This window comes from Massilia psychrophila (assembly GCF_002760665.1).
GTDB lineage: Bacteria > Pseudomonadota > Gammaproteobacteria > Burkholderiales > Burkholderiaceae_D > JAFCUW01.
Map to the genome: position 1 here is coordinate 83,314 of NZ_PDOB01000005.1, position 22,943 is coordinate 106,256.

The window sequence follows — 22,943 nt, forward strand, 5'->3', positions numbered from 1 at the left end:
CATGAACAAAAAATCATTACTGTTGGGCGTATTGGGCATCGCCGCGCTGGCGCTGTTCCCGCAAGTCGTCACCAATCCGTATTACATCCATCTGGCCCAGACGGTGCTGATCTACGCGATCCTGCTGTTCGGCCTGGATATCGTGGTCGGCTACACCGGCCAGGTCTCGCTCGGCCACGCCGGCCTGTTCGGCATCGGCTCGTACATCACCGGCGTGCTGGTGTTCAAATTTGGCCTGGCGTGGTACCTGGCGATCCCGGCCAGCATTGTCGGCACCGCGCTGTTCGGCGCGATCCTGGCGCTGCCGGCGCTGCGCGTGACGGGCCCTTACCTGGCCATGGTCACGCTGGCGTTCGGCACCATCATCGCGATCCTGATCAACGAGATGACCTGGCTGACCGAAGGCCCGATGGGCATCAAGATTCCCAAGCCGACTGTCCTGGGCACCAAGCTGCACGAGGTGGAGTACTTCTACATGGTGGCCGCACTGATGGTGGTGTCGATGATCCTGGTGCACCGCATCCTCAAGTCGCACCTGGGCCGCGCCTTCGAAGCGCTACGCGACAGCCCGATTGCGTCCGATTGCATGGGCGTGTCGGTGTACCGCTACAAAGTCTACGCGTTCGTCATCAGCGCGGCGCTGGCCGGCCTGTCCGGCAGCCTCTACGCGTATTCGGAAGAGTACATTTCGCCCAGCAGCTATAACTTCGAGCTGACGATCCTGTTCCTGCTCGCGGTGATCATGGGCGGACGCAAGAGCCGCATCGGTTCGCTGCTCGGCTCGCTGATCGTGGTGATGCTGCCAAGCCTGCTGTCCGACATCGAACTGTTCCGCCAGATCGCCGTTACCGCCGCCGTTCTGGGCACGATCGGCGCGGCCATCGCGCTGGCGCGCAAACGCATTACCGTGCGCAGCGCCGCGGTGCCGCTGGTGGCGACGATCGCCATGGCGATCTTTTCCTACAAGCTCGAGAGCGTGACCGACTGGCGCCTGACGATCTTCGGCTTGATGACCCTGTTCGTCGTCTACTACCTGCAGGACGGTATCGTCGGCTGGGTGCGCGGGCTGATGGGCCGCGGCGCGGTGCATGACCAGTCGCTGGCGGTGGCCGCGGCCACCGCCAATCCGTTCGCCGGCGCCACCACCGGCGCCGCCGGCGCCGCCGCTAAAACCCTGCTCAAAGTCGACCAGGCGTTGATGCAGTTCGGTGGCCTGAAAGCGCTCAACCTGGTTGACCTGAACGTGGCCGAACGCTCGGTGCACGGCCTGATCGGGCCGAACGGCTCGGGCAAGAGTACGATGATGAACGTCCTGACCGGCATCTACCAGCCGACCGCCGGCAAGGTCGAATTCGACGGCGAGTCCATTACCGGCCGCACGCCGTCCCAGATCGCGCTCGGCGGCATCGCCCGCACGTTCCAGAACGTGCAGCTGTTCGGCGAAATGACGGCGACCGAAAACGTGCTGGTCGGCCTGCACCACACGTTCGAATCGAACGTGCTCGACGTGATGCTGCACACCCCGCGCTACATGCGCGAGGAACGCGCCGCACGCGAGCGCGCCGCCAGCATCCTCGAATTCGTCGGGCTGGCGTCGCTGGCCAACGAAGAGGCGCGCAACCTGCCGTACGGTAAACAGCGCCTGCTCGAAATCGGCCGCGCGCTCGGGCTGAACCCGCGCCTGCTGCTGCTCGACGAACCGGCCGCCGGCCTGACCGCGCCCGACATCAAGGAGCTGATGGCGATCATCCGCAAGATCCGCGACCACGGCATCACCATCATCCTGATCGAGCACCACATGGACGTCGTGATGGCGATCTCGGATACCGTAACGGTACTCGACTTCGGCCAGAAAATCGCCGAAGGCACGCCGGCCATTGTGCAGAGCGATCCGAAAGTGATCGAAGCGTATCTTGGCGGCAGCAGCGAAGAAACCACGCCCGTCGCGTCCGCCCCTGCGGCGCATTAAAGAGGACAGCCATGTTAAAGATTCAGAACCTGCAAGCTGCCTACGGCAAAGTCGAAGTCCTGCACGGCATTTCGCTCGAAGTCCCGAAGGGCAAACTGGTTACGCTGATCGGCTCGAACGGCGCCGGCAAGACCACCACCATGCGCGCCATTTCCGGCATGATCAAGCCGAAAGCCGGCAGCGTCACCTTGGGCGGCATCGACATCACCGGGCTCGAGTCGCACAAGATCGCGCGCGCCGGCCTGGCCCATTCGCCCGAAGGGCGACGCGTGTTTTCGACCATGAGCGTGACCGACAACCTGCTGCTGGGCGCGTTCCCGCGCTTTACCCGCTCGCGCCCCAAAGGCGACATCAAGCACGACCTGGAAAAGGCGCTCGAACTGTTCCCGCGCTTGAAAGAGCGCCAGCACCAGCTGGCCGGCACTTTGTCCGGCGGCGAGCAGCAGATGCTGGCGATGGCGCGCGCCGTCATGCTCAACCCGGACGTGATCCTGCTCGACGAACCGTCGATGGGCCTGGCGCCGATCCTGGTCGAAGAAGTATTTCGCATCATCACCCGCCTGAAATCCGAAGGCGTGACGATGCTGCTGGTCGAGCAGTTTGCCGCCGCCGCCCTCAACGTCGCCGATTACGGCTATGTGCTGGAAAACGGCAGCATCTCGGTGCACGGGCCGGCCGAAAGCCTGAAGAACGATCCGAAGGTGATCGCCGCCTATCTCGGCGGCGGCCAGGCCCATTAAGCTGTCCGCCATGCACCACGCGCCGTTCGGCGTACGCGACTATGTCGCCGCGATGGGCGTGGTGCTGATCTGGGGCACGAACTTCATCGCCATGAAGTTCGCCCTGCACGACATGACGCCGTTCCAGCTCGGCGCCCTGCGCTACCTGTTTGCGGTGCTGCCGCTGATACTGTTCGTGCCGCGCCCGAAGCTGGCGTTGAAATGGGTGGTGCTGTACGGCCTGTTTCAGGGCGTCGGCCAGTTCGGCTGCCTGTTTCTGGCGCTGAAGGTCGGCATGTCGGCCGCACTCGGCTCGGTGCTGATGCAGACCCAGGTATTTTTCACCGCGCTGTTCGGCTTCGTGCTGCTGGGCGAACGCGCCAGCCGCGCGCTACTGGCCGGCCTGTCCATCGCTGCGCTGGGCATCGGCTGCTTTGCGATGAATTACCTCTCGCCCGGGGCTGACCTTGGCGGCACCACCGCGCTCGGGTTCTTACTGGTGCTCGGCTCCGCGGCGATGTGGGCGGCGTCGAACCTCGTCGTGCGGCGCGCCCAGCAATCGACGCCGCAGTTCGAGGTGGTGCCGTTCATGGTCTGGTGTTCGCTGGTGCCGATCATTCCGTTCATCCTGCTGTCGCTGGCGTTCGACCCGCCACAGGCCGCCTTGCGCTGGCGCTGGGTCGGCGCGCCATGGAGCACCTGGTTGTCGCTGGCCTACCTCGGCTGGTTCGCCACCATCATGGCGTACGCGCTGTGGACCGGCCTGCTCAAGCGCCACCCGATGAACCGGGTCGCGCCCTTCAGCCTGGCCGTGCCGGTGGTCGGCATCAGCTCGGGCATTCTGGTGTTCGGCGACGTCATCAGTACCTGGCAATGGGCCGGCACTGCGCTGATCGCCATTTCGCTGGCGACCGTGATGTTCGGCGCGCGCTGGCTCGGGGGGCGACAGTAAATTGACCGCACCCCGCGGACCGCACCCCGGGTCAAGGCCTTCTGCCTGCCGCCCTCACACCATATTCACCGACGCGGCGGCCGTATCTGCGCCAATTGGCTCAAAGGCGTTATTTGCCGGGTTGTAGTGCAATAGCGCTCCAGGCCCGATGTCGAAGTACCAGCCATGGAGATGAAGTTCACCAAGCACGACGCGATGAGCGATCCATGGGTAGGACATCAGGTTCTCGAGTGAAACCAGGATTGCAGCCTGTTCGCAGGCGCGCGCCTGCAAGGCAGGCGGCTTGGATGGCAGCTCGGCGAGCACGCGTTCACGTGCCGGTTGGGCAATCCCGACCCACTTGCCGATGAATTCGCTGTCAGCACTGGTGCCCTGCATCAGGGCATGAATGCCCCCGCATTGAGCGTGACCGAGCACGATAATGTGTTCGACTTGCAGCGACAAGACACCAAATTCCAACGCCGCCGGGACGCTGGCGAAGCTGCCTCCCGGTTCGTATGGGGGGACGAGATTGGCGACATTGCGCACGACGAACACATCCCCCGGCTCTGCTCCCATCAGCAAGGTCGGGTCTACACGGGAGTCGGCGCAGGCCACAATCAGCGCCTTCGGATGTTGCCCATGTCGAAGCTTTTCGAACAATGCCAGGTCCTCGTTGAAATATTTCTCCTGGAATCGTTTAAATCCGGCGATGAATTTTTGGATATCTTGCATTGTCTTCTTTCAGATAAGGACGGGCTCAACGGCGTGTACCAGCGATCTGATGGGAACGGTAATAGAAAATACCGTTTTGCAGAACAGTGTCCCAAAAATGGCGACCCGAGCGGCGCATCTTACCGATTTGGTTTCGACAAGAAAATTCGTATATATTTGCTAAATGGTTCGTTTTTTTCGAAGTATGAAATCCATCTGTTTTTAAAACGGGTGCTCCGGCGCGAAGCCTGCGTCGCCCGCTCCAGGCAGACCAAATTCCAGGGCACGGTGGCGGCCGTCACAGCATGTCCGGCACTCCGGTAATCCGGAAAGCGCAGACATGCTGATATAATCTGGCGAAAATTGTTTGGTGATCCTCTTGCGTCGAATCGTCCACATCCTGTTGCTGTTGTGCCTGCCCTTGTATGGCTTCGCCATGCAAGCCGGCCTGCCGACTGCTGTCGGGACAACATCGATCATTCACGAGCTTGACCACGAGGACGGCGTTCACCACCACCACCACCACAAGGACGATGGATCGGTTCACTACGACGAATCCGATGAGTCGCTCGACCATGCACAGGAACACTCTACCTCCTCGCAGTCAGCTGGAGTCAGTTTCTCGCGCCTTTCGGTTCCTGCCGAGCAGCTGGTGTCCGAGCTGGTGCCATATGTAGCCCAGGCAGTACCTGAACCGTTCCTGGACGGGCCGCACAGGCCCCCTGCCTCCTCCCTCGGCCAAACTGCCGGGGGAATGCTGCACACATAATCGACAGATGCAGGCGCGACCAGGTCGCGCTGGTGTGTTCGCCCTCGGTGATCCTGAATCTCATCCGATGGAGAAAACATGCGCACCTTCCGCCTGTCCCTTTACGTTGTCGGTGCTGTCCTCGCCCTGCCAAGCTGGGTTTTAGCAGCGCCGCCGTCGCCGACCTTGATCGGCACCACACTAAAACAAGCCGTCGAGAGTGCCTGGCTACGCGCTCCCGCCGCCCGCACGCTCGAAGCTCGCCAGGACGAAGTCGCCGCGGCGCGGGCCAATGCCGGTTCCTGGCTCGCATCGAACCCTACGCTCGGATTGTCCCAGAGCGCAGACCAAGGCGCGTCAGAACGCGGGCAGCGAGAAACTGAAATTTCGGTTTCGTCGTCAATCTGGCTGCCCGGCCAGAAATCCGCTCGCGAAGCCCTGGCTTTACATAGCTCGGACGAAGTTGCCGCTCACCTTGGCGCAACGCGCTTGGCAGTGGCTGGGCTAGTGCGCAGCCGGGTATGGGAAGCTGCCGCTGCGCAAGTCAAGCTCGATGAAAAGCAGGACCACCTACATCATCTGGAAGGACTTGCCGAAGAGGTACATCGACGCGTCAAGGCCGGCGACCTGGCACGCAGCGACGGCCTGCTGGCGCAGCAGGAAGTGCTGGCCGCTCAGACCGACGTATCGAATGCCCGTACCGCGCTGGCCGAAGTGCTGGCGCGCTATCGGGTAGTGACGGGCCTGTCAAGCCTGCCGGCGCTCGAACCGGAAGCGCTGGCAGGCGGTGACGTCCGTGCCAATCCTCGCCTGGCCGCGGCACATGCGTCCGAACAGCGCGCACGCGCCGCCTTGCGCCTGGCTTCAGCCACCCGCTCGGCGCCGCCGAGCATTGCGTTGTCAGTTCGCCGGGAAGACGAGCGGAGTCTGCGCGAGCCCGTCAGCAGTATTCGATTGGCATTGCAGATCCCGATCGGTACTGCTGCACGCAACCGTACTGTCGAGGCCCAGGCGCAAACCGTAATCGCGACAGCATCTGCGGAGGCGGCCGAGGTGCAGGCGAATACCGATGCCGACATCGATACTGCCAAGGAACGGCTCGCTAATGCACGTACCGCGCTCGACACGGCAAGCGCACGCGCAACGACCCTGCATGAACACACCGCGCTGTTCGAGAAGGCGTTTCGCGCGGGGGAACGAGGGCTTGCCGATCTGCTTCGTTCGCGCGCATTGACGCACGAGGCCGACATCGCCGCGGCCCAGCAAAAAGTCGCACTCGGACTGGCGCATGCCCAACTCAATCAAGCCTTAGGAGTCCTTCCATGAAATACCTGATCCTGCTGTTTGTCGCCATGTTCGCCGTGTTCGCCATGTCGATGGCACTTGCCAGCCCCGGCGCCCACGGGCCGAATGGCGAACACCTCGATGGCCCGGCAAACGCCGCCGGCACCGCCTCGTCCGCACCACGCATCGAGACCTTTACCGAAGCATTCGAGCTGCTCGGCCACCTCTCCGGCGGCGAGCTGTCGATCATGATCGACCGCTACGAAACGAACGAGCCCGTTCTGAACGGTGCGCTCGAAGTCCAGTACAAGGACCTCAAGGCAAAGGCGACATTCCACGCCGATCTCGGCGACTACGCTGTCGACGACCCGAAGTTCCTCGCCGCCATTTCAACGCCGGGTACCCATGCGCTGCTGTTTACGCTCGTCGCAGGTGAAGAGAGCGACCTGCTCGAAGGAACGCTGAACGTCGCTGCGGTGGCGGACGACCAAGGGCACGGCCATCCGATCAGCCGCCTTTGGCTGCTGGCAGCGGTCGCCGTCGTCGCCGCCCTGGCTGCTGCAATATTGATCGTGCGACGCCGGCGCCACCACCACCGCAAGGAAATCTGATGATGAAAATTACCCAACAAGTTGTCGCGGGCTTAATCGGCGCGATGTTCATGACCTCCCTGCTGGCCTCGCCTGGCGCGCACGGCCCGAACGGAGAGCATCTGGACGGTCAGGCAACTGCCAGCGCCGGGGCGCTTGCGCGCCTGCCCGATGGCAGCGTCAACGTTCCGAAGTCGGCGCAGCGCCGCATGGGCGTACGCACGCTGATGGCTTTAGAAGGCGAATATGCGCGGACCGTCGCATTGAACGGCAAGGTGAGCATCGACCCGAATGCTGGCGGCAGGGTGCAGGCGCCTTACGCCGGGCAAATTGCGCCAGGGCCAAATGGCCTGCCGGTTGCTGGCCAGCGCGTGGTCAAAGGCCAGGTGCTGGCACGCCTGCGTCCTACCGGCGCGGCGATCGAGCGCGGCAACCAGGCAGCACAGCTGGCAGAGCTGCGCGCCAACCGTGGCCTGCTGGCAAAGCGGGTAGAACGCCTCACATCGCTCGAAGGCGTGGTGCCCGCGAAAGAAATTGAAGCTGCCCAGGCTGAACTGACGGCCACCATCGGTCGCGAACGGGCGGTTGCCGGTTCCATCAGCGGCAGCGAAGCAATTGTTGCTCCTTCCAGCGGAGTGATTGCCAGTGCATCGGTGTTGAACGGCCAAATCGTCGAGTCGCGCGACGTGCTGTTCGAGATCGTCGATCCGCAGCGCATGATGATCGAAGCCTTGTCCACCGATGCCGGTATCGCCCGCAGGATCAGCGCCGCGACGCTGGCCGACCTGCCGGATGTTGAACTGACGCTGCTTGGCGGCGGCCGCAGCCTGCGCGACGGCGCCGTGCCGATCCATTTCCGTGCCCGCGGCAAAAACCTTGACCTGGCAGTCGGTCAGCCGGTCACAGTCCTGGCCAAGCTCGATACCAAGGTCAAGGGGATTGCCCTGCCGGCGGCGGCACTGGCACGCAACCCGGCCAATGAAACGGTGGTCTGGATCAAATCCGGCGCCCAACGCTTCATTGCCCTGCCCGTTGAGGCAACGGCACTGGACGCGCGCACCGTCATCGTCACCAAGGGACTCCCCCCCGACAACCGGGTCGTCGTCGTCGGTACGTCGCTGATCAACCAGATCAGGTGACCTTCCATGTTTAATTCCATAGTTCGTTTTAGCCTGCGCAACCGCCTGTTCGTCCTGGTAGCAGCGCTGATGCTGATGGTCTACGGCGCCATGACAGCATGGCGCACGCCGGTCGATGTGTTCCCCGATCTGAACAAGCCGGTCGTCACCGTGCTGACCGAAGCCGGCGGCATGGCCCCGGAAGAAGTCGAGCAATTGGTCTCGTTCCCGATCGAAACTTCGCTCAACGGCATGCCTGGTGTGACGCGGGTGCGCTCGGTCTCGGGCGTCGGCCTGTCGATCGTGTACGCCGAGTTCGACTGGGGAACCGATATCTATCGCAACCGGCAGCTCGTGTCCGAACGGATCACGCTGGTCAAGGAACAACTCCCGGGCAACATATCGCCGGCGATGGGGCCAGTGTCTTCGATCATGGGTGAGATCATGCTGATCGCACTGCCGATCGACGTCGCCAAGACCGACCCGATGAAGGCGCGCGAGTATGCCGACTTCGTGTTGCGGCCGCGCCTGCTGTCGATCCCGGGCGTGTCGCAGGTGATCCCGATCGGCGGCGAGGTCCGCCAGTTGCGGGTCGAGCCGGATACGGCGCGCATGGCCCAGTTCGGCGTGTCGCTGGAACAGGTAACCACGGCACTGCGCGGGTTTGCGACCAACACCAGCGGCGGCTTCGTCGACCTGAATAACCGCGAATACCTTATCCGCAACCTGGGCCGCACCAATCGCCTGGAGGACATCAGCGGGCTGGCCATCGCCTATCGCAACGGCGCGCCGGTCCTGCTCGAACAGGTCGCCGGCGTCAGCTATGCCCCGGCATTCAAGCGCGGCGACGCTGGCCTGAACGGCAAGCCCGCAGTCATCGTGAGCGTCCAGAAGCAGCCGGCGGGCGACACGGTACGCCTGACGCGCGACATCGAGACCGCGCTGACGGAACTGAAACAGGGCTTGCCGGCCGGCATATCGCAGCCGGTGGTTCTGTTCCGTCAGGCCAACTTCATCGACGCCTCGATCGGCAACGTCGTCGAAGCCCTGCGTGACGGCGCCATCCTGGTCGCCATCGTGCTGTTCGCCTTCCTGCTCAGTATCCGTACGACGCTGATCTCGCTGATCGCAATCCCGCTGTCGCTGGCCATGACGGCGCTCGCCTTCCACCTGCTCGGCCAATCCATCAACGTGATGACACTGGGGGGGCTGGCGATTGCGATCGGCGAACTGGTCGATGATGCAGTGGTGGACGTCGAGAACATCCTGCGCAGGCTCAAGCAGCGCGGCGAATCCGGCCAGTCGGTGCTCGAAGTAATCTGGCATGCCTCGGTCGAGGTGCGCTCGGGGATCGTCTACGCCACCGTCATCGTGGTGCTCGTGTTCGTACCGCTGTTCGCCTTGCCCGGCATCGAGGGACGCCTGTTTGCGCCGCTGGGCATTGCCTACATCGCCTCGATCCTAGCCTCGATGCTGGTCTCCATGACGGTCACGCCGGTGCTGGCGTACTACCTGCTGCCGCGCATGAAGCGCCTGCACCGGGGCGACAGCCCCATCGTGCGCACCATGAAGCGCTGGGATAGCGCCGCGTTGAACTGGACGTTTCCGCGCATCCGCATGATTTTGGCAGTCGCCTTGATCGCGGTGTTGGCGGCAGCGGCATCCGTGCCTTTCTTCCCGCGCGCATTCCTGCCGCCTTTCAACGAGGGTTCGCTGGTGATGGGGATGACATTCACGCCAGGTACCTCGCTGGCGGAAGCCAATCGCATGGGTTCCCTTGCCGAGATGCTGATCGCCCAGGTGCCGGAAGTGACCAAGGTCGGGCGCCGTACCGGCCGCGCCGAGCTGGACGAACATGCCGAAGGCGTGCACTCGTCCGAGATCGACGTCGACCTCAAGGCGTCCGAGCGGTCGCGCGAAGAGATCATGGCGAGCATCCGCAACCAGCTGACCGTCATCCCGGCATCGATCGCGATCGGGCAGCCGATTTCGCACCGGCTCGATCACCTGCTGTCCGGCGTGCGTGCGCAGATCGCCCTGAAAATTTATGGTGACGACATCGACACCCTGCGCAGCCTTGCGGACGGACTCCAGGCACGCCTGCGCGCCGTGCCGGGCCTGGTCGACCTGTCGGTGGAGCGGCAGGTGCTGATCCCGCAAATCAAGGTACGGATCGATTACCGCAAGGCGGCGCAATATGGTCTCGCGGCCGGCGACGTGCTGCAAACGCTGCAAGCGATGGCGGAAGGAACCCGCGTGACCCAGGTCATCGACGGCGCGCGTCGTTTCGATCTGGTCGTGCGGCTGGCCGACGTCGACCGCTCGCCGCAGGATCTGGCGCGGGTCATGCTTGCCAGTCCTGCTGGACCGATCCCGCTCTCAAGCGTCGCTCAGATTGAAGAAGGCGACGGGCCGAACCAGATTGGTCGCGAGAACGGACGCCGCCGCATCGTCGTATATGCCAATACCGACGGCTCGAACATGTCCAGGATTATCGAAGACGTGCGCAAGACGGTGTCCGGCAGCCAGCTCCCGGACGGCTATTTTGTCAGCATCGAAGGCCAGTTCCAGGCCCAGGAACAGGCGCAGCAGCTCATCGTCGGCCTGTCCCTGGCCTCGCTCGTGCTGATCTTCCTGGTGCTCTACTCGCGCTACCGGTCGTCGACGCTTGCGTTTGTCATTATGGGCAACATTCCGTTCGCCCTGGTCGGCAGCGTGATCGCCATGTGGATCGCCGGGGTGTCGCTTTCGGTCGCCTCGATGGTCGGCTTCATTACCTTGGCCGGCATCGCGACCCGCAACGGCATCCTCAAGGTGAGCCACTACATCAACCTGTGCAAGTTTGAGGGAGAAACCTTCGGCTGGCCGATGATTGTGCGCGGATCGATCGAACGCCTGACGCCGGTCCTCATGACGGCCTTGGTGGCAGCTTTTGCCCTGACCCCGCTGCTGCTGGCCGCCGACACCCCGGGCAAAGAGATTTTGCATCCGGTCGCGGTCGTCATCTTCGGAGGGCTGATCAGCTCCACGCTGCTCGATTCGCTGCTAACGCCGCTCATTTTCTGGAAAGTCGGCCGCCGCCCGCTGGAGCGGCTGCTGGCCGAAAAAGGCGGCGACGCATACTGATTCACACGGGCCAAGTGGCGGCGCCCACGTTTTGCCGCCGCATTTTTCTGGAGCATCGAATGAAAAAGATCTTTACAACAGCCGTCCTCGCGGCCAGTGTCGCCCTGTCGGGTAATGTTCTTGCACACGGCGCCAAGGCCAAGCATGGCGGCATCGTGCAAAGCGCGGGCGACCTGGCGTTCGAACTGGTCACCAAGGACGGCAGCACAACGATTTACGTCGACGACCACGGCAAGGATAGGCCGACCGCGGGCGCAAGCGGTACATTGACCGTGCTGAAGGGCGCGCAGAAAACCTCGCTGCCGCTCGAGGCAGGGGGCAACAATACGCTGGTCGTCACAGGCGATGCGAAACTGGCGCCGGGCAACAAGGCCGTCGCCGCAGTCACGTTCGCCGACAAGAAGGCCGTCAGCGTCCGCTTCTCCATCAAGTAAACGCAGCGCCGGTGGCGGTCCCGACGGTCACCGGAATAACCAAGTCAAAGGAGAGACGATGAAATGGCTCATTGCAAAATACCTCATCACGTCAGCGGTTGTCATACTGGTGTCGGAGGCGGCGAAGCGCAGCGATCGCTTCGGCGGGTTCGTCGCCGCGCTGCCGATGATTTCATTGCTTACCCTCGTGTGGCTGCATCTCGAAAACCAGCCGGACGTAAAGCTTGCCAATCATGCGTGGTACACCTTCTGGTACGTCATCCCGACCCTGCCTATGTTCCTGGCGTTTCCGTGGCTGCTGCAACGTCTCGGTTTCTGGTGGACGCTCGGATCGTGCGCGCTGATTACAATGGCTTGTTTTGGCGCGTTTGCACTTGCCCTAAGACGTTTCGGAATAACTCTTCTCTAAAAAATCAAAAACTCAGGCAAACAGGTCGTGCCGCGCGGTTTGGCTGATCGCGATGGTGGCGGGGTGGCTCATGCGCCGTTCGGTGGTAATGGCATAGACCTGTTCGACGAGCGTCTCGACGCGGCCGAGTTCCTTGACCCCATATTGCTCGCAGACCTGCTGTGCGATGACGCTGGGGGCAAAAAACACGCCTGCCCCTGACTGACCAAACGCTTTCATCATGGCGCTGTCGTCGAATTCGCCGACCACGCGCGAATGCAGATTGTTTGCCCCGAGCCATTGCAGCAAGCGGTGATGGATCGCAAAGTCTTCGCCCGGCAAAAGCATGGGCGCCATGTCGAGGCAGCCGGGAAAGCTGTCTCCGAGCGAGGCTGCCAACGCCGGCGCGGCGAATGCTGCCATGCTGCTCTCCCCCAACAAGTGGCTATAGCCGCGCACGCTCAAATGCGCCGGCATTGGCCGATCGGCAATGATCAGGTCGAGCCGGTGTACCGCGAGGTCCGCCAGCAGGCCGGCAAGCCGTCCTTCCCGGCAAATCAGGCGCAGCGGTTCAGCAAGCCCGAGTGCGGGCGCCACCAGGCGGCATGCAATCAGCTTCGACACCGAATCGGCGCAACCGACGCGGTACGTCTCTGTCGTTGTGTGCGACTGGTCGCGCACAATTTCAAGCAGCTCATCGCCAATACTGAAGATGTCTTCGGCATGACTGAGAATGCGCCTGCCGGTGTCTGTCAGCTCCAGGTTGCGCCCGGCGCGACGGAACAGCTCGACACCCAGGGTATCGGCAAACTCGCTTAATTGCCCGGAGATCGATTGAGGGGTGAGATGCAACTTCTCCGCCGCCCTTGCAATGCTGCCAGTCTTTGCCACCATCCAAAAATAACGCAGGTGCTTGTAATTTAGTGAAGACAAAATGCCACTCCAGTTCAAAATTATTCGATTTATTCGATGTATTGGTAAATTATATTCGATTTGTTCGATGTTTAAGTTCGCTCTATGATGATCCGGTTACTTACTTTTAACAGGAGAAACATCATGCGCATGAACATCCAGGCAAGTGGTTTTGTCTTGACCGACTCATTGAAGGTGTATACCGAAAAGCGCCTCGTGACAGCATTGGGCTGGGCGGGCGGGCACATGCGTGAATTGCATGTTTCGCTGTCGGACATCAACGGGCCACGAGGCGGGCGCGACAAGCGTTGCAGGATTTTGGTACAGATCGCCGGTGGCAGAAGCGTGGTGATCGAGGATACCGAGACCGATCTGTACCACGCCATTGACCGCGCCGCCGAACGTGTCGATCGCGCTGTCGTACGCCGCATCGAGCAGCTGCGCGGGTTTTCCCATGTTCGGCTCTTTGGGGAAAGTGCGACCGCTGATCTGGAGAAGGACATGGGTGCTTCCCGATGAACGGTTTGGAAAGCATCGCAACGCTTCCGATGTGGGCCGCTTTCATCACTTTTGTCATCTTGATGCTGGCGCTCGACCTGTTCGTCTTCGGTGGTAACAAGGCGCACAAGGTCAGCGTCAAGGAAGCGGCCAGTTGGTCAGCCATTTGGTTTTCCCTGGCAATGATTTTTAACGCCGGCCTTTGGTGGTATTTGAATAGCACTGTCGGACCAGAAATTGCCAAAACAAAATCATTAGAATTTTTGTCTGGCTACCTGATCGAGAAGACGCTCTCGGTCGACAACGTTTTCGTGTTCCTGCTGATCTTTACGGCGTTCCAGGTGCCAATCCAGTACCAGCGCCGGGTCTTGATTTACGGTGTACTCGGTGCGATCGTGATGCGCGCTGTCATGATTCTGGCAGGCGCGTGGGTCGTCAGCGAGTTCAGCTGGGTGCTGTATCTGTTCGGCGCTTTCCTGCTCTTTACCGGCATGCGCATGCTTGTTGCGGCCGATGCTGAGCCGGATGTCGCCAACAACCCGGTGCTGCTTTTTGCCCGCCGTCATTTACGTGTGGCCGAAGGTGACCATGGCGAGCGTTTTACGATAGTCAAGGATGGCGTGCGGTACGTAACGCCGCTGTTCCTGGTGCTGATCTTGATCGAGGTAACAGACCTGGTGTTCGCAGTCGATTCAATCCCGGCCATTTTTGCGATCACAACCGACCCGTTTATCGTGTTCACGTCGAATCTGTTCGCCATCCTCGGTTTGCGGGCACTGTATTTCTTGCTGGTAGATGTGGCAGACCGTTTTCATCTGCTCAAGTATGGCCTTGCAATGGTCCTGGCTTTTATCGGCGTCAAGATGTTGATCATGCCGTGGTATCACATGCCGGTGCAAGCGTCCCTGACGGTTGTTGCGGTACTGATCGGCGCGAGCTGCCTGGCGAGTGTATTTGTCACCCGAAGTGGCAGCAGCAAGTAACAAATAGCAAGTAACAAATAGCAAATAGCAGCCCGCCGCGGTGGGCTGCATTCTTAATTAAAACCTGAATCAAAAATGGAGTTTTTATGCGTTCGTACCCAGTTGACAGCCCTCATGCAGCAGGCCGTATCCTGGCCTTGACGATGATCGTCGACGGCAACCTGGTTGGATCAGAACTTGCAGCTTTGAGCCGCAGCAAGATTTTGGACCATATCGATCTTGACCATGCGGATTTCCAGCACTTGCTGAAAGACCTTTGCGAGGACTTGCTCACATCAACTTCGCACGGCGCGATACAGGTGGACAATGCGCTGATCGATAGTGTGCTGGAAGAGATAGTACACCCCGACTTGCGGCGCAGTTTGCTGCACGCAATGTGGAGCATCGCCGATGCAGACGGCTGGCTGGCCGATGCGGAAGCGGTTTTGCTGACCCGTGCCAGCAATGCCTGGGCAGCCGAGACGAACTTCAGCAGCCCTTCGTATCGCAGACCTTAATTGCCAAGACCAGCCCCTTCCCTACTTCCGAGCAGCCCAATCTTGCTGGCGGGAGGGGCCTTCGATCAATCCCCAAGCTTGTCCTGGCAACGGCTGACGCTGACAACTTCTAGCCGGACTGAATAAACTCGGTTGTTTCCGGATGATTTTGATGCAGATCAAAAAAATCACGTACCTCGACGCCTATATTAAAGTCAGAGGAACATCCGATGACCAAATCGCGTCTCGCACACGAACAGTTTGCCGACGTTTTAACCCAACAGGCAGGAGGTTTTTGATGAAGTCAACATTTAGGTTTGCAAGCTGGTTTGCAGCTATCGTCGCGGCAATGGCGACGGCGGGTTGCGCGACCAGTCAGGACGCGGCGCATGGCAAACACCAGGCGGGCCGCTCAAGCGCGCCACCGGCGGGAATGATGTCGCCAGGTGCGTCCGGCGACCAGACGACAATGATGGGTATGAAGGATATGAAGGCGATGTGCGACATGCACAAGAAAATGATGAGCGCGAAAACCCCGGAAGAACACCAGGCGATGATGGACGAACACAGCAAAACAATGTCGCCTGAAATGATGAAACAGCACATGGCAATGATGGAAAATTGCAAGTGACGGCTTGGGCGATGCAGGGCGATTGCATGAAGGGTCAGATTGCCAAGCCTAAGACCTTAGCAAGATAGTCGCTGTTCCACCCGGCCTTTAATCGCTTGCCGGCGACCCCGAGCTTCGTCGTCTTCTCATTTTTCAGTAGATTGAGAGCAATTCGTCGCAAGAACGAATGTGTTTTAGGGATAACTCAAATTTTTCAATCACTTACGGCATTCTCGCCCTTTTTTATGCAAAATTCAGGCTAAAAGAGCGCGGCGTTCCAGCGTTCCAAGGCGCAGGTTCAGGTGCCCAAAACGGGCACATGATCACCGAATCGGGTTGTGCAGCAGTAACCGGCCGACCCGTTTACACAAAAAAGCATGACCAGCAACAGGTCCGCATCAACGGAATTAACCAGAAATCGACCATCGAGACACCGACGAGACCTGCTGGCTGCCAACAAATTCAAAAACCGGGTTATTAGAGGTAGCCTTAACCTGGGCTTTACCAACGGCGCCGCAGGCACCCCCATCGTCTACGACATGGAAGGCTACACCGACAACGGCACTTGCCAGACTGCGGCAAAGTCATTCATGCTCGGCTGGGTCGATCAACTCGCGGTGGCGCCGGCCAAGGTGGCCGGGGTGTATGGTTCTTCCTGCAATTCCTACCTGAACGGGCTCGCCACGATCGCCCGTCCGCCCAAGTTCATCTGGGCCGCGAACTGGGACGGCAATCCGTCGACCTCGGCTCTCTCCTGCGTCAGCGGCGCCAACTGGTCCAATCACCAGCGGCTCAAACCATACCAGGGCGATCACAATGACACCTGGGGCGGGGCCACGCTCAATATCGACAGCAACTGCGCCAACGGGCCGATGGCGCCGACCGGCGCCCTGAGTTCCACCAGTGTGTGCAACTAACCCAGGCGAACCGATGCCTGCGCACCAGTGCCTGTAAATTTCACGAAGCCTTTTATGAATTTGTCATCAGGAGCTTCGATGTCAAATCGTTCCCAACTTCGCCGTCGCCGGCACACCGCGCTGCCGGTCGGCGTGGCCGTGTTCATGTTCAGCATGTTCGCCGCTGCGGCCGCGGCAGGCAGTCACCCCTGTGCCGCAGCCAAGCTCCAGATCGTCGCCGGTGCGGCGGGCGCCTACCGCGGCCATGCCACGCAGGAAGTGCGTCTCACCCATATCGGCACCGGAGCCTGCCATATGACCGGCTTCCCCGGCCTGCAGTTATTGCCTGCCAATGAAGCACCGCAGGCCGTCGGCGCCAGCGAAGCCGCACCGCACCTGGCGAGCCGACGGGTCGAGCTGGCGCCGGGTGACGAAGTCGTGCTGCTGCTGGGAACGCTCCGCGTTTGCGAGGCCGCCAACAAGGCCGACAAGAAAGTGAGCAAGCGGCTGCAGCTGGCCTTGCCCGGCGGCGGCATGAAATTGCTCGACGGCGTACATATCGATACGCTGTGCGGACGCGCCACCGTCGTGCACTTCCAGCCGGTCCAGAACGAAGCGGCCGCACGCGCCAAGGCATCGAAGGGCGGATCGCCGCTCGGCGAACTCACCGGCAAGCTCGATGTGCCGGATGAAGCAAACCGTGGCGGCATCCTGCGTTACGTCGTGACGCTGTCGAATCCGACCGCGACCGCAATTGCCCTGGTTGCCCGCCCCGCCTACGCGCAATCGCTGTATGCCGACGGCAAAGCGGTCGACACCACGCTGCGTTTGAATTGTGGCTCGGCCGGCGCACAGATCGCGGCATACTCCAGCGCCAGTTTCGACATGCAGGCAGAAGTGCCGGCGACGCTTGCCGGCGATACCTTGAAGCTAAGTTGGAAATTGCAGGACGGGCCAGGCGTTGGCAAGATCATCAACTTGCGCTGACGCGCAGCTTTTTGTTTTGGCTGCCGCCGCGACAGCCAGGCCTGCGGTAGACACGCAACGGTAAGTCGTCGTTTCAAAGAACCTGATATAGTTGCTTAAAACACCAGCCCACCCTTTTAGCCGAACGCCTCATCTCAGGAAATCGACATGACTATCATTCATAACACCGTCCGTTTCATTGCAGTGGCAGCGCTGCTTGCAAGCGCCGCCGTTCAAGCCCAGCAAACCGCGCCAGTGCGTGTTCGCGGCGAGATTATTTCGGTCGATGCCACGACACTGACGGTACGCCACACCAGCGGCGAAACCGTCAAGATTTCCATCACACCGGACCAGGGCGTCGGCGCGGTAAAGAACGTCAAGCTTGCCGACATTAAAAAAGGCGCGTTCATCGGTACGGCCACCAAGCTGGCGCCCGATGGAAAGCACGTCGCAATCGAAGTGCTGGTATTTCCTGAATCGGGCCGCGGAACCAATGAAGGCCACTACGCATGGGATTTGCTGCCGGGCAGCATGATGACCAACGCCAACGTCGAGACCGTCATGTCCGGCGTGGAGGGACGCACCTTGCACCTGTCATACAAAGGCGGCTCCAAGGACGTCGTGGTTCCCGAAAACACGCCGGTGGTGACGCTTGCCCCGGCAACACGCGCCGACCTGATCGCTGGAAAAAAAGTGTTTGTGGTTGCCAAGGACACGCCGTTAGGCTTGAGCGCAACGCGCATTGTCGTGGAAAAAGACGGGGTTGCGCCACCGATGTGATACTGCAAAAGCGATAGATGCCCCTTTGGGCTCTACTCGAAATGGCGCGGATTTGCACAAGTATTGCGGGAGGGTACAACATCCGCGTCGACGACCTCCACGCCCTGTTGGCCACCGTGCGCGCCGAGGGGTTTGTGCTGTCGACTTGCGCGGCGTGACCGGCCCCGGCCCCGGCGGCGGCGGCAGGTCGCGTTTCACCGCTCCCGGCCACGAAACGCTCATCACTTGGCAATCGCGCCGGTATGTTCCGTCCGCCTGCGAGCGCCAGAACGCTTGGTGTGACGCGAAAGTTGTACAAATAACCGCTTATCATTTCAATAATGCAACAATTACTGTAAGGTGCACTGACCGTCTCAAGGACCGGACAATGACCTCTCCCACCCTGATTTCCGAAACCTGCGCGCTGGCTGAGCTGTTGCCGGCCGCGCCGACGCTGCCCGGCCATTACGACTTGCGCGGCTGCCTGGGCGAAGGCGGCTTCGGCCGGGTGTACGAGGCGTGGGACAGCAAGCTGTGCCGCCCCGTCGCCATCAAATGCATCAAGCACTCGGGCGCAGACCGCGCCGGCGCCGACCTGATCCGCGAGGCGCGTCTGGGTGCGTCGCTGCGCCATGCCGCGTTCGTCAAGGTGCATGCGATTGAAGACGATGGCTGCACCCAGTCGATTGTCATGGAACTGGTGCCCGGCCAGACCCTCAGGCAGACCCTGGCCGCCGGTCCCGTCGAGCGTGCCGCCGCCCTCGAATGCACGCGCCAGATCGCCGAAGCGATGCGCGACGCCCACGCTTGCGGCCTGGTGCACGGCGACCTGAAGCCGTCGAACATGATGCTTGAACCGGGCGGATTAATCCGCATCCTCGACTTCGGGCTGGCGCATCACCTCGACGTGCTGGCTACCGCGTCGCTGGCGCCGGCCGCATTGCAAGGCACCATTGCCTACATGGCGCCGGAGCGCATGCTCGGCGCGCCGCTATCGCCGCAATCGGATGTGTACGCCCTGGGATTGATCCTGTACGAAATGGTCTGTGGCGCCCGGCCGTTTGCCGCGCTCGATGGACTGGCCCTGGCGGCGGCACAGGTGCAAACCTCGTCCGACGGCTGGAACTATCCGGCTGACGCCAGCGCGCCGCTGATCGCGCTGATCCGCGCAATGACGGCGCGCCAGCCCCCCCTGCGGCTGGCCGGCATGACGGAAGTGCTGGAGCGCCTGGCGCAGCTTTCCGCGCCGCCCGCACAGCCCGGCCAGCTTGCGCCGCCAGCCAGGCTGCGCCTGGCGGCGCGCACGCGCCACATGCTGGCGGGCGTGTTTTTCGTGGCGCTGCTGGGCGCCGCCGGCTGGGCGGCTGCGCCCTACCTGGCCTCGCTCGCCCCCTCCCTGGCGCCTTTTTCGGAAGCGGTCGAAATGGAGCAGGCGTTAGCAAAGCTGAAGCTGTTCGACCGTCCGGGCAGCCTGGACAGCGCCGAACAGCATTTTCGCCGTATTTTGGTGCGCCATCCGGACAGCGCGGCGGCGGCGGCGGGCCTGTCGCTGATGTACTCCCAGCGCTACCTGAGCGACCGGCGCGACGAAACCTGGCTGCAGCGCGCCAACGCCAGCGCGCAACGGGCCAGCGAGCTCAACGCCCAGCTCGCGCTCGCCCACATCGCGCGCGCCTGGGTGCTTGACAGCCAGGGCAAGCGCGACGACGCCCTGCGCGCACACGCCCAAGGGCTGCGCCTCGATCCGACTAATTTTTTTGCCTGGTACGGCCAGGCCGCGGTGTTGCGGCGCATGCACCGGTACCCGGAAGCACGGGCGCGGCTGGCCGAGGCCATCGCGCGGTTTCCACAGGAACGCGTGTTCACCGACGAGCTGGGAAGCGTGGAGTACGAACAGGCCAACTATCCGGCGGCGGAGCGCGCGTTCCGCCGCAGCATCGCGCTGCAGCCGGACGCCGTGATCGCCTACGCCAACCTGAACGCGGCGCTGCTGCGCCAGAACCGCGACGACGAAGCGCTGCAAGTACTGCAGCAAGGCCTGCAGATCCGGCCCAGCGCCAAGCTCTATACCAACCTCGGCAACGCCCTGTTCCTGCGTCAGGATTACGTCGGCGCCGCGGCCGCGTTCGAAAACACGGTGTCGCCCACGCGCGGCGCGCCGGGCGAATACCTGAACTGGGCCAACCTGGCCGATACGCTGAACTGGATTCCGGGCCGCGAAAAACAGGCGCGCACTGCGTACGACAAGGCGCGCGAACTGCTGGCGCCGCGGCTGGCGCGCGCTCCCAACGACGTGCTGCTGGTGTCGCGCATGGGCCTGTACGCCGCGCGGACCGGCGCGGCCGCCGAGACGGCCAAGCTGTTGCCGCACGCGATGTCGCTGGCGCCGAACAGCCCGGACGTGCAGTTCCGGGCGGGGCTGGCTTATGAATTGCTCGGCCAACGGGACGCCGCTCTCGTTGCCATCAATAACGCCCGGTCTCTCGGCTACCCGGTCAAGTTCATCGATGCCGAACCCGACCTGGTGGCCTTGCGGCGCGACGAGCGCTACCGTCCGGACTGACAACGTCCGGCTATTCCGTGCTTGACTGCACATTCATTCACCCAACTGAAAGCCACTATGCAAACCGGTCACTCGATTACAGTCACTTGCGACGAAGGAAAAGATATTGCGCGCTGGAGTATCAAGGGCAGCGATCACGCAGTCATCAAAACGCAGAAGGGCGATACCGTCAGCTTCACTATCGACGCCCCTGGAAAAATTGTTCAGGCAACGCTGCTGAGTGGTCCGCGTGAGCGCGGCTGCACCGGTCCGCTGTTCGGCGGCAATCCCATCGACCTGATGAAAAAGCAGCCGCTCAGCGTGGGCAACTCAGCCGGCCTGTGGGGTTTCGCCATTGCCATCGAAACCCAGCAAGACGGCATCAGCAGCTTCTATTTCCTGCCTGATCCGGAGCTCGAAGTCGGTTCAACCTAGTTTAACCGGGCATTAACCCGGTCGCAGTACCCGCCAGCGGCGGCGCAACGCTTCGGCCGGCGTCTTCAACAGCGCCGCACAACGTCCCAGGTCGTCCTTGCTGGCTGCCATGGCGCGCGCGATTTCTTCCTCCGGAATGATTTCGGCGCGCCGTATTTCGGGATGGTCTTCGAGCAGTTTGTACATGCTTGGGCGCGACACGCCGAGTGCCTGCGCGGCCGCCTGGATATTCCAGTCATTGCCTGCCATCGCATCGAGGACCTCGTGCGCCGTCAAGGTTGCAAGCCGGCGCCGGGTTTGCGCCTCGCCGCTGCCTGCCGCCGACGCTGGCGGCGTCGTGTTTCCCGGCTGCGGCGCAGTGATCCGCACCAGTTGCTCGAACGAGGGCGTCACGCCTTCACGCAGCATCAGCGCCGCGCGCTTGAGCGCATGCGACAGCTGGCGCACATTGCCGGGCCAGTCGTAGGCCGCCAGTTCCGCCACCAGCGTCACGGGCAGGTCCGCGCCCTGCTCTCCCATCACATGCACGATCAGCACGCCGACGTCCTCGCGCCGCTCGCGCAGCGGCGGCAGGTGGATGACGAAGCCTTCCAGCCGGCGCAGCAGCGCCTGGCTGAACGCAGCCGAGTCGAGATCCTGGTCGGTGGCGGCGATCAGGCGGGCCGACGAACGCCGGTCCTGGGCGGCGCCGACCGGCCGGTAATCGCCGCCTTCGAGCACGCGCAACAGCATCGGCTGGACAGCCGCCGGCGCATTGCCGATTTCGTCGAGAAACAGGGTTGCTTGATCAGCTTGCGCGAACAGCCCGTCGCGCGGCGCCGGCGCGCCCGCGTAGGCGCCGCCTGCCGCGCCAAACAACTCCAGCGCCGCCAGCGACTCGTCCAGCGCGGCCATGTTGACGGCGACCAGCGGCGCCGCCTTACGGTCGCTCAGCGCATGGATGGCGCGCGCGGCGATGTCCTTGCCGGTGCCGGTTTCGCCCAGCAGCAGCACCGGCAAGCCGGACCGCGCCACCATGCGAATCTGCTCGCGCACGCCGATGATGACGCTGCCGACGCCGATCAGGCCCGGCACGGCGTTCAGCTTGGGCAGGCGGTTCATCCAGTGCAGGCACAAGACGACCGCGCGGCCGAGCGTCAGGATCTGGCCCTCGGCAATTTGTGCGGCGTTGAACTGGACTGTATCCTTGACGGTGCTGCCATTTACTTCCACCACCATCGGGGTGGCGGGCAGCGTCATGGTCACGTTGTCGTCGGCGTCGCGCGCTAGGCGCAAAGGCTGGCGCGAAATGCCGCCGTGGCCGAGCGCCAGCGCCTTGCTGCCGGGGTGCATGAACAGCGGCGCGTAGCGGTTCAGTTCGATGACGTCGCCGCTGGTGCCGCCAACAAATTGTTCGCCAATACGGGTGCGGTCGGGGTGCCAGACAATGGTTACGGCGAGCAAGGGCGCTGCGGCGCTTTCCAGGTCGGCCAATGGGGACGACAGCGTGTAATCGGAGTAGGTCATGGGGCCTGACAATAAACGCAGTTAAGTAGACGCCGGTGCGAATTGTCATTTTACTCTGTCGATAGGGCGAGCTGTAACCCCAAGTAAGTTTCCTTAGCTGAAAATGCCGCGAAATTGGACCGTGATTTCGGTTTTGAAACGACGCACTTGTTTCAGGGACCCAGCGAAATCCAATTGAACGATCGCGGTCGTAGCTGCCAGGTAACCCTATTCCGGATACTTCTCAACGACTCGGACAAACCGCTGTTTGGGGCAAACACTGTCCACTACACCGTTTTGATGCCTACCCATTCAAGCACCCATGCGCGCCATCGCTAGCCCAACACCTTCTCTGTCGTT

The 22,943-nt window shown here is 62.0% G+C and carries 24 protein-coding genes and 1 pseudogene; 21 read left to right on the forward strand and 4 right to left on the reverse strand.

Annotated elements, in window-relative coordinates; translation table 11 throughout:
- The first annotated feature begins 1 nt into the window (after position 1).
- The 3 genes from CR103_RS05240 to CR103_RS05250 are packed head-to-tail and all read left to right on the forward strand — an operon-like array spanning position 2 to position 3,640.
- Positions 2 to 1,969 carry a branched-chain amino acid ABC transporter ATP-binding protein/permease gene (locus CR103_RS05240; RefSeq protein WP_099914954.1) on the forward strand — a complete coding sequence of 656 codons (1,968 nt, stop codon included), beginning with the start codon at positions 2 to 4 and terminating at the stop codon, positions 1,967 to 1,969.
- Positions 1,970 to 1,980: 11 nt separating this feature from the next.
- A complete protein-coding gene (locus tag CR103_RS05245; protein ID WP_099914955.1) occupies positions 1,981 to 2,709 on the forward strand; it encodes an ABC transporter ATP-binding protein in 729 nt (242 codons plus the stop codon).
- A gap of 10 nt (positions 2,710 to 2,719) precedes the next feature.
- On the forward strand, positions 2,720 to 3,640 hold the full coding sequence (locus tag CR103_RS05250; protein ID WP_099914956.1) for an EamA family transporter: 921 nt from the start codon (positions 2,720 to 2,722) through the stop codon (positions 3,638 to 3,640).
- 54 nt (positions 3,641 to 3,694) lie between these two features.
- Here CR103_RS05250 and CR103_RS05255 read toward each other — a convergent pair whose 3' ends face one another.
- Positions 3,695 to 4,354 carry a carbonic anhydrase gene (locus tag CR103_RS05255; RefSeq protein WP_099914957.1) on the reverse strand — a complete coding sequence of 220 codons (660 nt, stop codon included), beginning with the start codon at positions 4,352 to 4,354 and terminating at the stop codon, positions 3,695 to 3,697.
- On the opposite strand from CR103_RS05255, the gene CR103_RS21960 reads away from it, so the two are divergent.
- The 8 genes from CR103_RS21960 (at position 4,340) to CR103_RS05290 (ending at position 12,042) form a co-directional block, all read left to right on the forward strand.
- Positions 4,340 to 4,657, forward strand: a complete 318-nt coding sequence (locus CR103_RS21960) for a hypothetical protein (RefSeq protein ID WP_143752522.1) — start codon at positions 4,340 to 4,342, stop codon at positions 4,655 to 4,657. The two genes, CR103_RS05255 and CR103_RS21960, sit on opposite strands and share 15 nt — an antisense overlap.
- A gap of 43 nt (positions 4,658 to 4,700) precedes the next feature.
- Positions 4,701 to 5,102, forward strand: a complete 402-nt coding sequence (locus CR103_RS05260; RefSeq protein WP_099914958.1) for a hypothetical protein — start codon at positions 4,701 to 4,703, stop codon at positions 5,100 to 5,102.
- 78 nt (positions 5,103 to 5,180) lie between these two features.
- Positions 5,181 to 6,407, forward strand: a complete 1,227-nt coding sequence (locus CR103_RS05265; RefSeq protein ID WP_099914959.1) for a TolC family protein — start codon at positions 5,181 to 5,183, stop codon at positions 6,405 to 6,407.
- A complete protein-coding gene (locus CR103_RS05270) occupies positions 6,404 to 6,976 on the forward strand; it encodes a hypothetical protein (protein ID WP_099914960.1) in 573 nt (190 codons plus the stop codon). Before CR103_RS05265 ends, CR103_RS05270 begins: the two co-directional genes overlap by 4 nt.
- A gap of 2 nt (positions 6,977 to 6,978) precedes the next feature.
- Complete coding sequence (locus tag CR103_RS05275) at positions 6,979 to 8,094, forward strand: efflux RND transporter periplasmic adaptor subunit (RefSeq protein WP_099914961.1); 1,116 nt, start codon at positions 6,979 to 6,981, stop codon at positions 8,092 to 8,094.
- Between the two features lie 6 nt (positions 8,095 to 8,100).
- Complete coding sequence (locus CR103_RS05280) at positions 8,101 to 11,199, forward strand: efflux RND transporter permease subunit (RefSeq protein ID WP_099914962.1); 3,099 nt, start codon at positions 8,101 to 8,103, stop codon at positions 11,197 to 11,199.
- A gap of 59 nt (positions 11,200 to 11,258) precedes the next feature.
- Positions 11,259 to 11,633: a hypothetical protein gene (locus CR103_RS05285; protein WP_099914963.1), complete on the forward strand. Its 375-nt coding sequence runs from the start codon at positions 11,259 to 11,261 to the stop codon at positions 11,631 to 11,633.
- A gap of 58 nt (positions 11,634 to 11,691) precedes the next feature.
- Positions 11,692 to 12,042 carry a DUF3147 family protein gene (locus CR103_RS05290; RefSeq protein WP_099914964.1) on the forward strand — a complete coding sequence of 117 codons (351 nt, stop codon included), beginning with the start codon at positions 11,692 to 11,694 and terminating at the stop codon, positions 12,040 to 12,042.
- A gap of 12 nt (positions 12,043 to 12,054) precedes the next feature.
- On the opposite strand, the gene nhaR is transcribed toward CR103_RS05290, so the two are convergent.
- Entirely contained in the window at positions 12,055 to 12,954 is a 900-nt protein-coding gene (gene nhaR, locus CR103_RS05295) for a transcriptional activator NhaR (protein WP_099914965.1), read from the reverse strand.
- Between the two features lie 123 nt (positions 12,955 to 13,077).
- Here nhaR and CR103_RS05300 point away from each other — a divergent pair, with 123 nt between their 5' ends.
- The 4 genes from CR103_RS05300 to CR103_RS05315 all read left to right on the forward strand — a co-directional run bounded on the left by CR103_RS05300 (position 13,078) and on the right by CR103_RS05315 (position 15,521).
- A complete protein-coding gene (locus tag CR103_RS05300; protein ID WP_099915021.1) occupies positions 13,078 to 13,452 on the forward strand; it encodes an HPF/RaiA family ribosome-associated protein in 375 nt (124 codons plus the stop codon).
- Positions 13,449 to 14,414: a TerC family protein gene (locus CR103_RS05305; RefSeq protein ID WP_099914966.1), complete on the forward strand. Its 966-nt coding sequence runs from the start codon at positions 13,449 to 13,451 to the stop codon at positions 14,412 to 14,414. The genes CR103_RS05300 and CR103_RS05305 overlap by 4 nt, the downstream gene beginning before the upstream one ends.
- Before the next feature lie 86 nt (positions 14,415 to 14,500).
- The gene (locus CR103_RS05310; RefSeq protein ID WP_099914967.1) at positions 14,501 to 14,911 is read left to right on the forward strand and encodes a tellurite resistance TerB family protein; all 411 of its coding nucleotides are present in this window, start codon (positions 14,501 to 14,503) and stop codon (positions 14,909 to 14,911) included.
- Between the two features lie 151 nt (positions 14,912 to 15,062).
- Positions 15,063 to 15,521 carry a hypothetical protein gene (locus tag CR103_RS05315; RefSeq protein ID WP_143752523.1) on the forward strand — a complete coding sequence of 153 codons (459 nt, stop codon included), beginning with the start codon at positions 15,063 to 15,065 and terminating at the stop codon, positions 15,519 to 15,521.
- 34 nt (positions 15,522 to 15,555) lie between these two features.
- Here the strand turns inward: CR103_RS05315 and CR103_RS23230 are convergent.
- Positions 15,556 to 15,687, reverse strand: a pseudogene (locus CR103_RS23230) (ISAs1 family transposase); the annotation flags it as partial.
- On the opposite strand from CR103_RS23230, the gene CR103_RS21965 reads away from it, so the two are divergent.
- The 6 genes from CR103_RS21965 (at position 15,688) to CR103_RS05345 (ending at position 21,098) form a co-directional block, all read left to right on the forward strand.
- Positions 15,688 to 15,981 carry a hypothetical protein gene (locus tag CR103_RS21965; protein WP_143752524.1) on the forward strand — a complete coding sequence of 98 codons (294 nt, stop codon included), beginning with the start codon at positions 15,688 to 15,690 and terminating at the stop codon, positions 15,979 to 15,981. It abuts the pseudogene before it with no gap.
- Complete coding sequence (locus CR103_RS05325) at positions 15,878 to 16,417, forward strand: glycoside hydrolase domain-containing protein (RefSeq protein WP_267873971.1); 540 nt, start codon at positions 15,878 to 15,880, stop codon at positions 16,415 to 16,417. The genes CR103_RS21965 and CR103_RS05325 overlap by 104 nt, the downstream gene beginning before the upstream one ends.
- A gap of 78 nt (positions 16,418 to 16,495) precedes the next feature.
- Positions 16,496 to 17,383, forward strand: coding sequence for a DUF4232 domain-containing protein (locus CR103_RS05330; RefSeq protein WP_180279284.1), 888 nt, complete (start codon positions 16,496 to 16,498; stop codon positions 17,381 to 17,383).
- Between the two features lie 147 nt (positions 17,384 to 17,530).
- On the forward strand, positions 17,531 to 18,142 hold the full coding sequence (locus CR103_RS05335) for a hypothetical protein (RefSeq protein ID WP_099914971.1): 612 nt from the start codon (positions 17,531 to 17,533) through the stop codon (positions 18,140 to 18,142).
- Between the two features lie 367 nt (positions 18,143 to 18,509).
- Positions 18,510 to 20,684, forward strand: coding sequence for a serine/threonine-protein kinase (locus CR103_RS05340; RefSeq protein WP_099914972.1), 2,175 nt, complete (start codon positions 18,510 to 18,512; stop codon positions 20,682 to 20,684).
- Positions 20,685 to 20,741: 57 nt separating this feature from the next.
- A complete protein-coding gene (locus tag CR103_RS05345; RefSeq protein WP_099914973.1) occupies positions 20,742 to 21,098 on the forward strand; it encodes a hypothetical protein in 357 nt (118 codons plus the stop codon).
- A gap of 12 nt (positions 21,099 to 21,110) precedes the next feature.
- Here CR103_RS05345 and CR103_RS05350 read toward each other — a convergent pair whose 3' ends face one another.
- The gene (locus CR103_RS05350) at positions 21,111 to 22,604 is read right to left on the reverse strand and encodes a sigma-54-dependent transcriptional regulator (RefSeq protein ID WP_099914974.1); all 1,494 of its coding nucleotides are present in this window, start codon (positions 22,602 to 22,604) and stop codon (positions 21,111 to 21,113) included.
- Positions 22,605 to 22,943 lie beyond the last annotated feature (339 nt).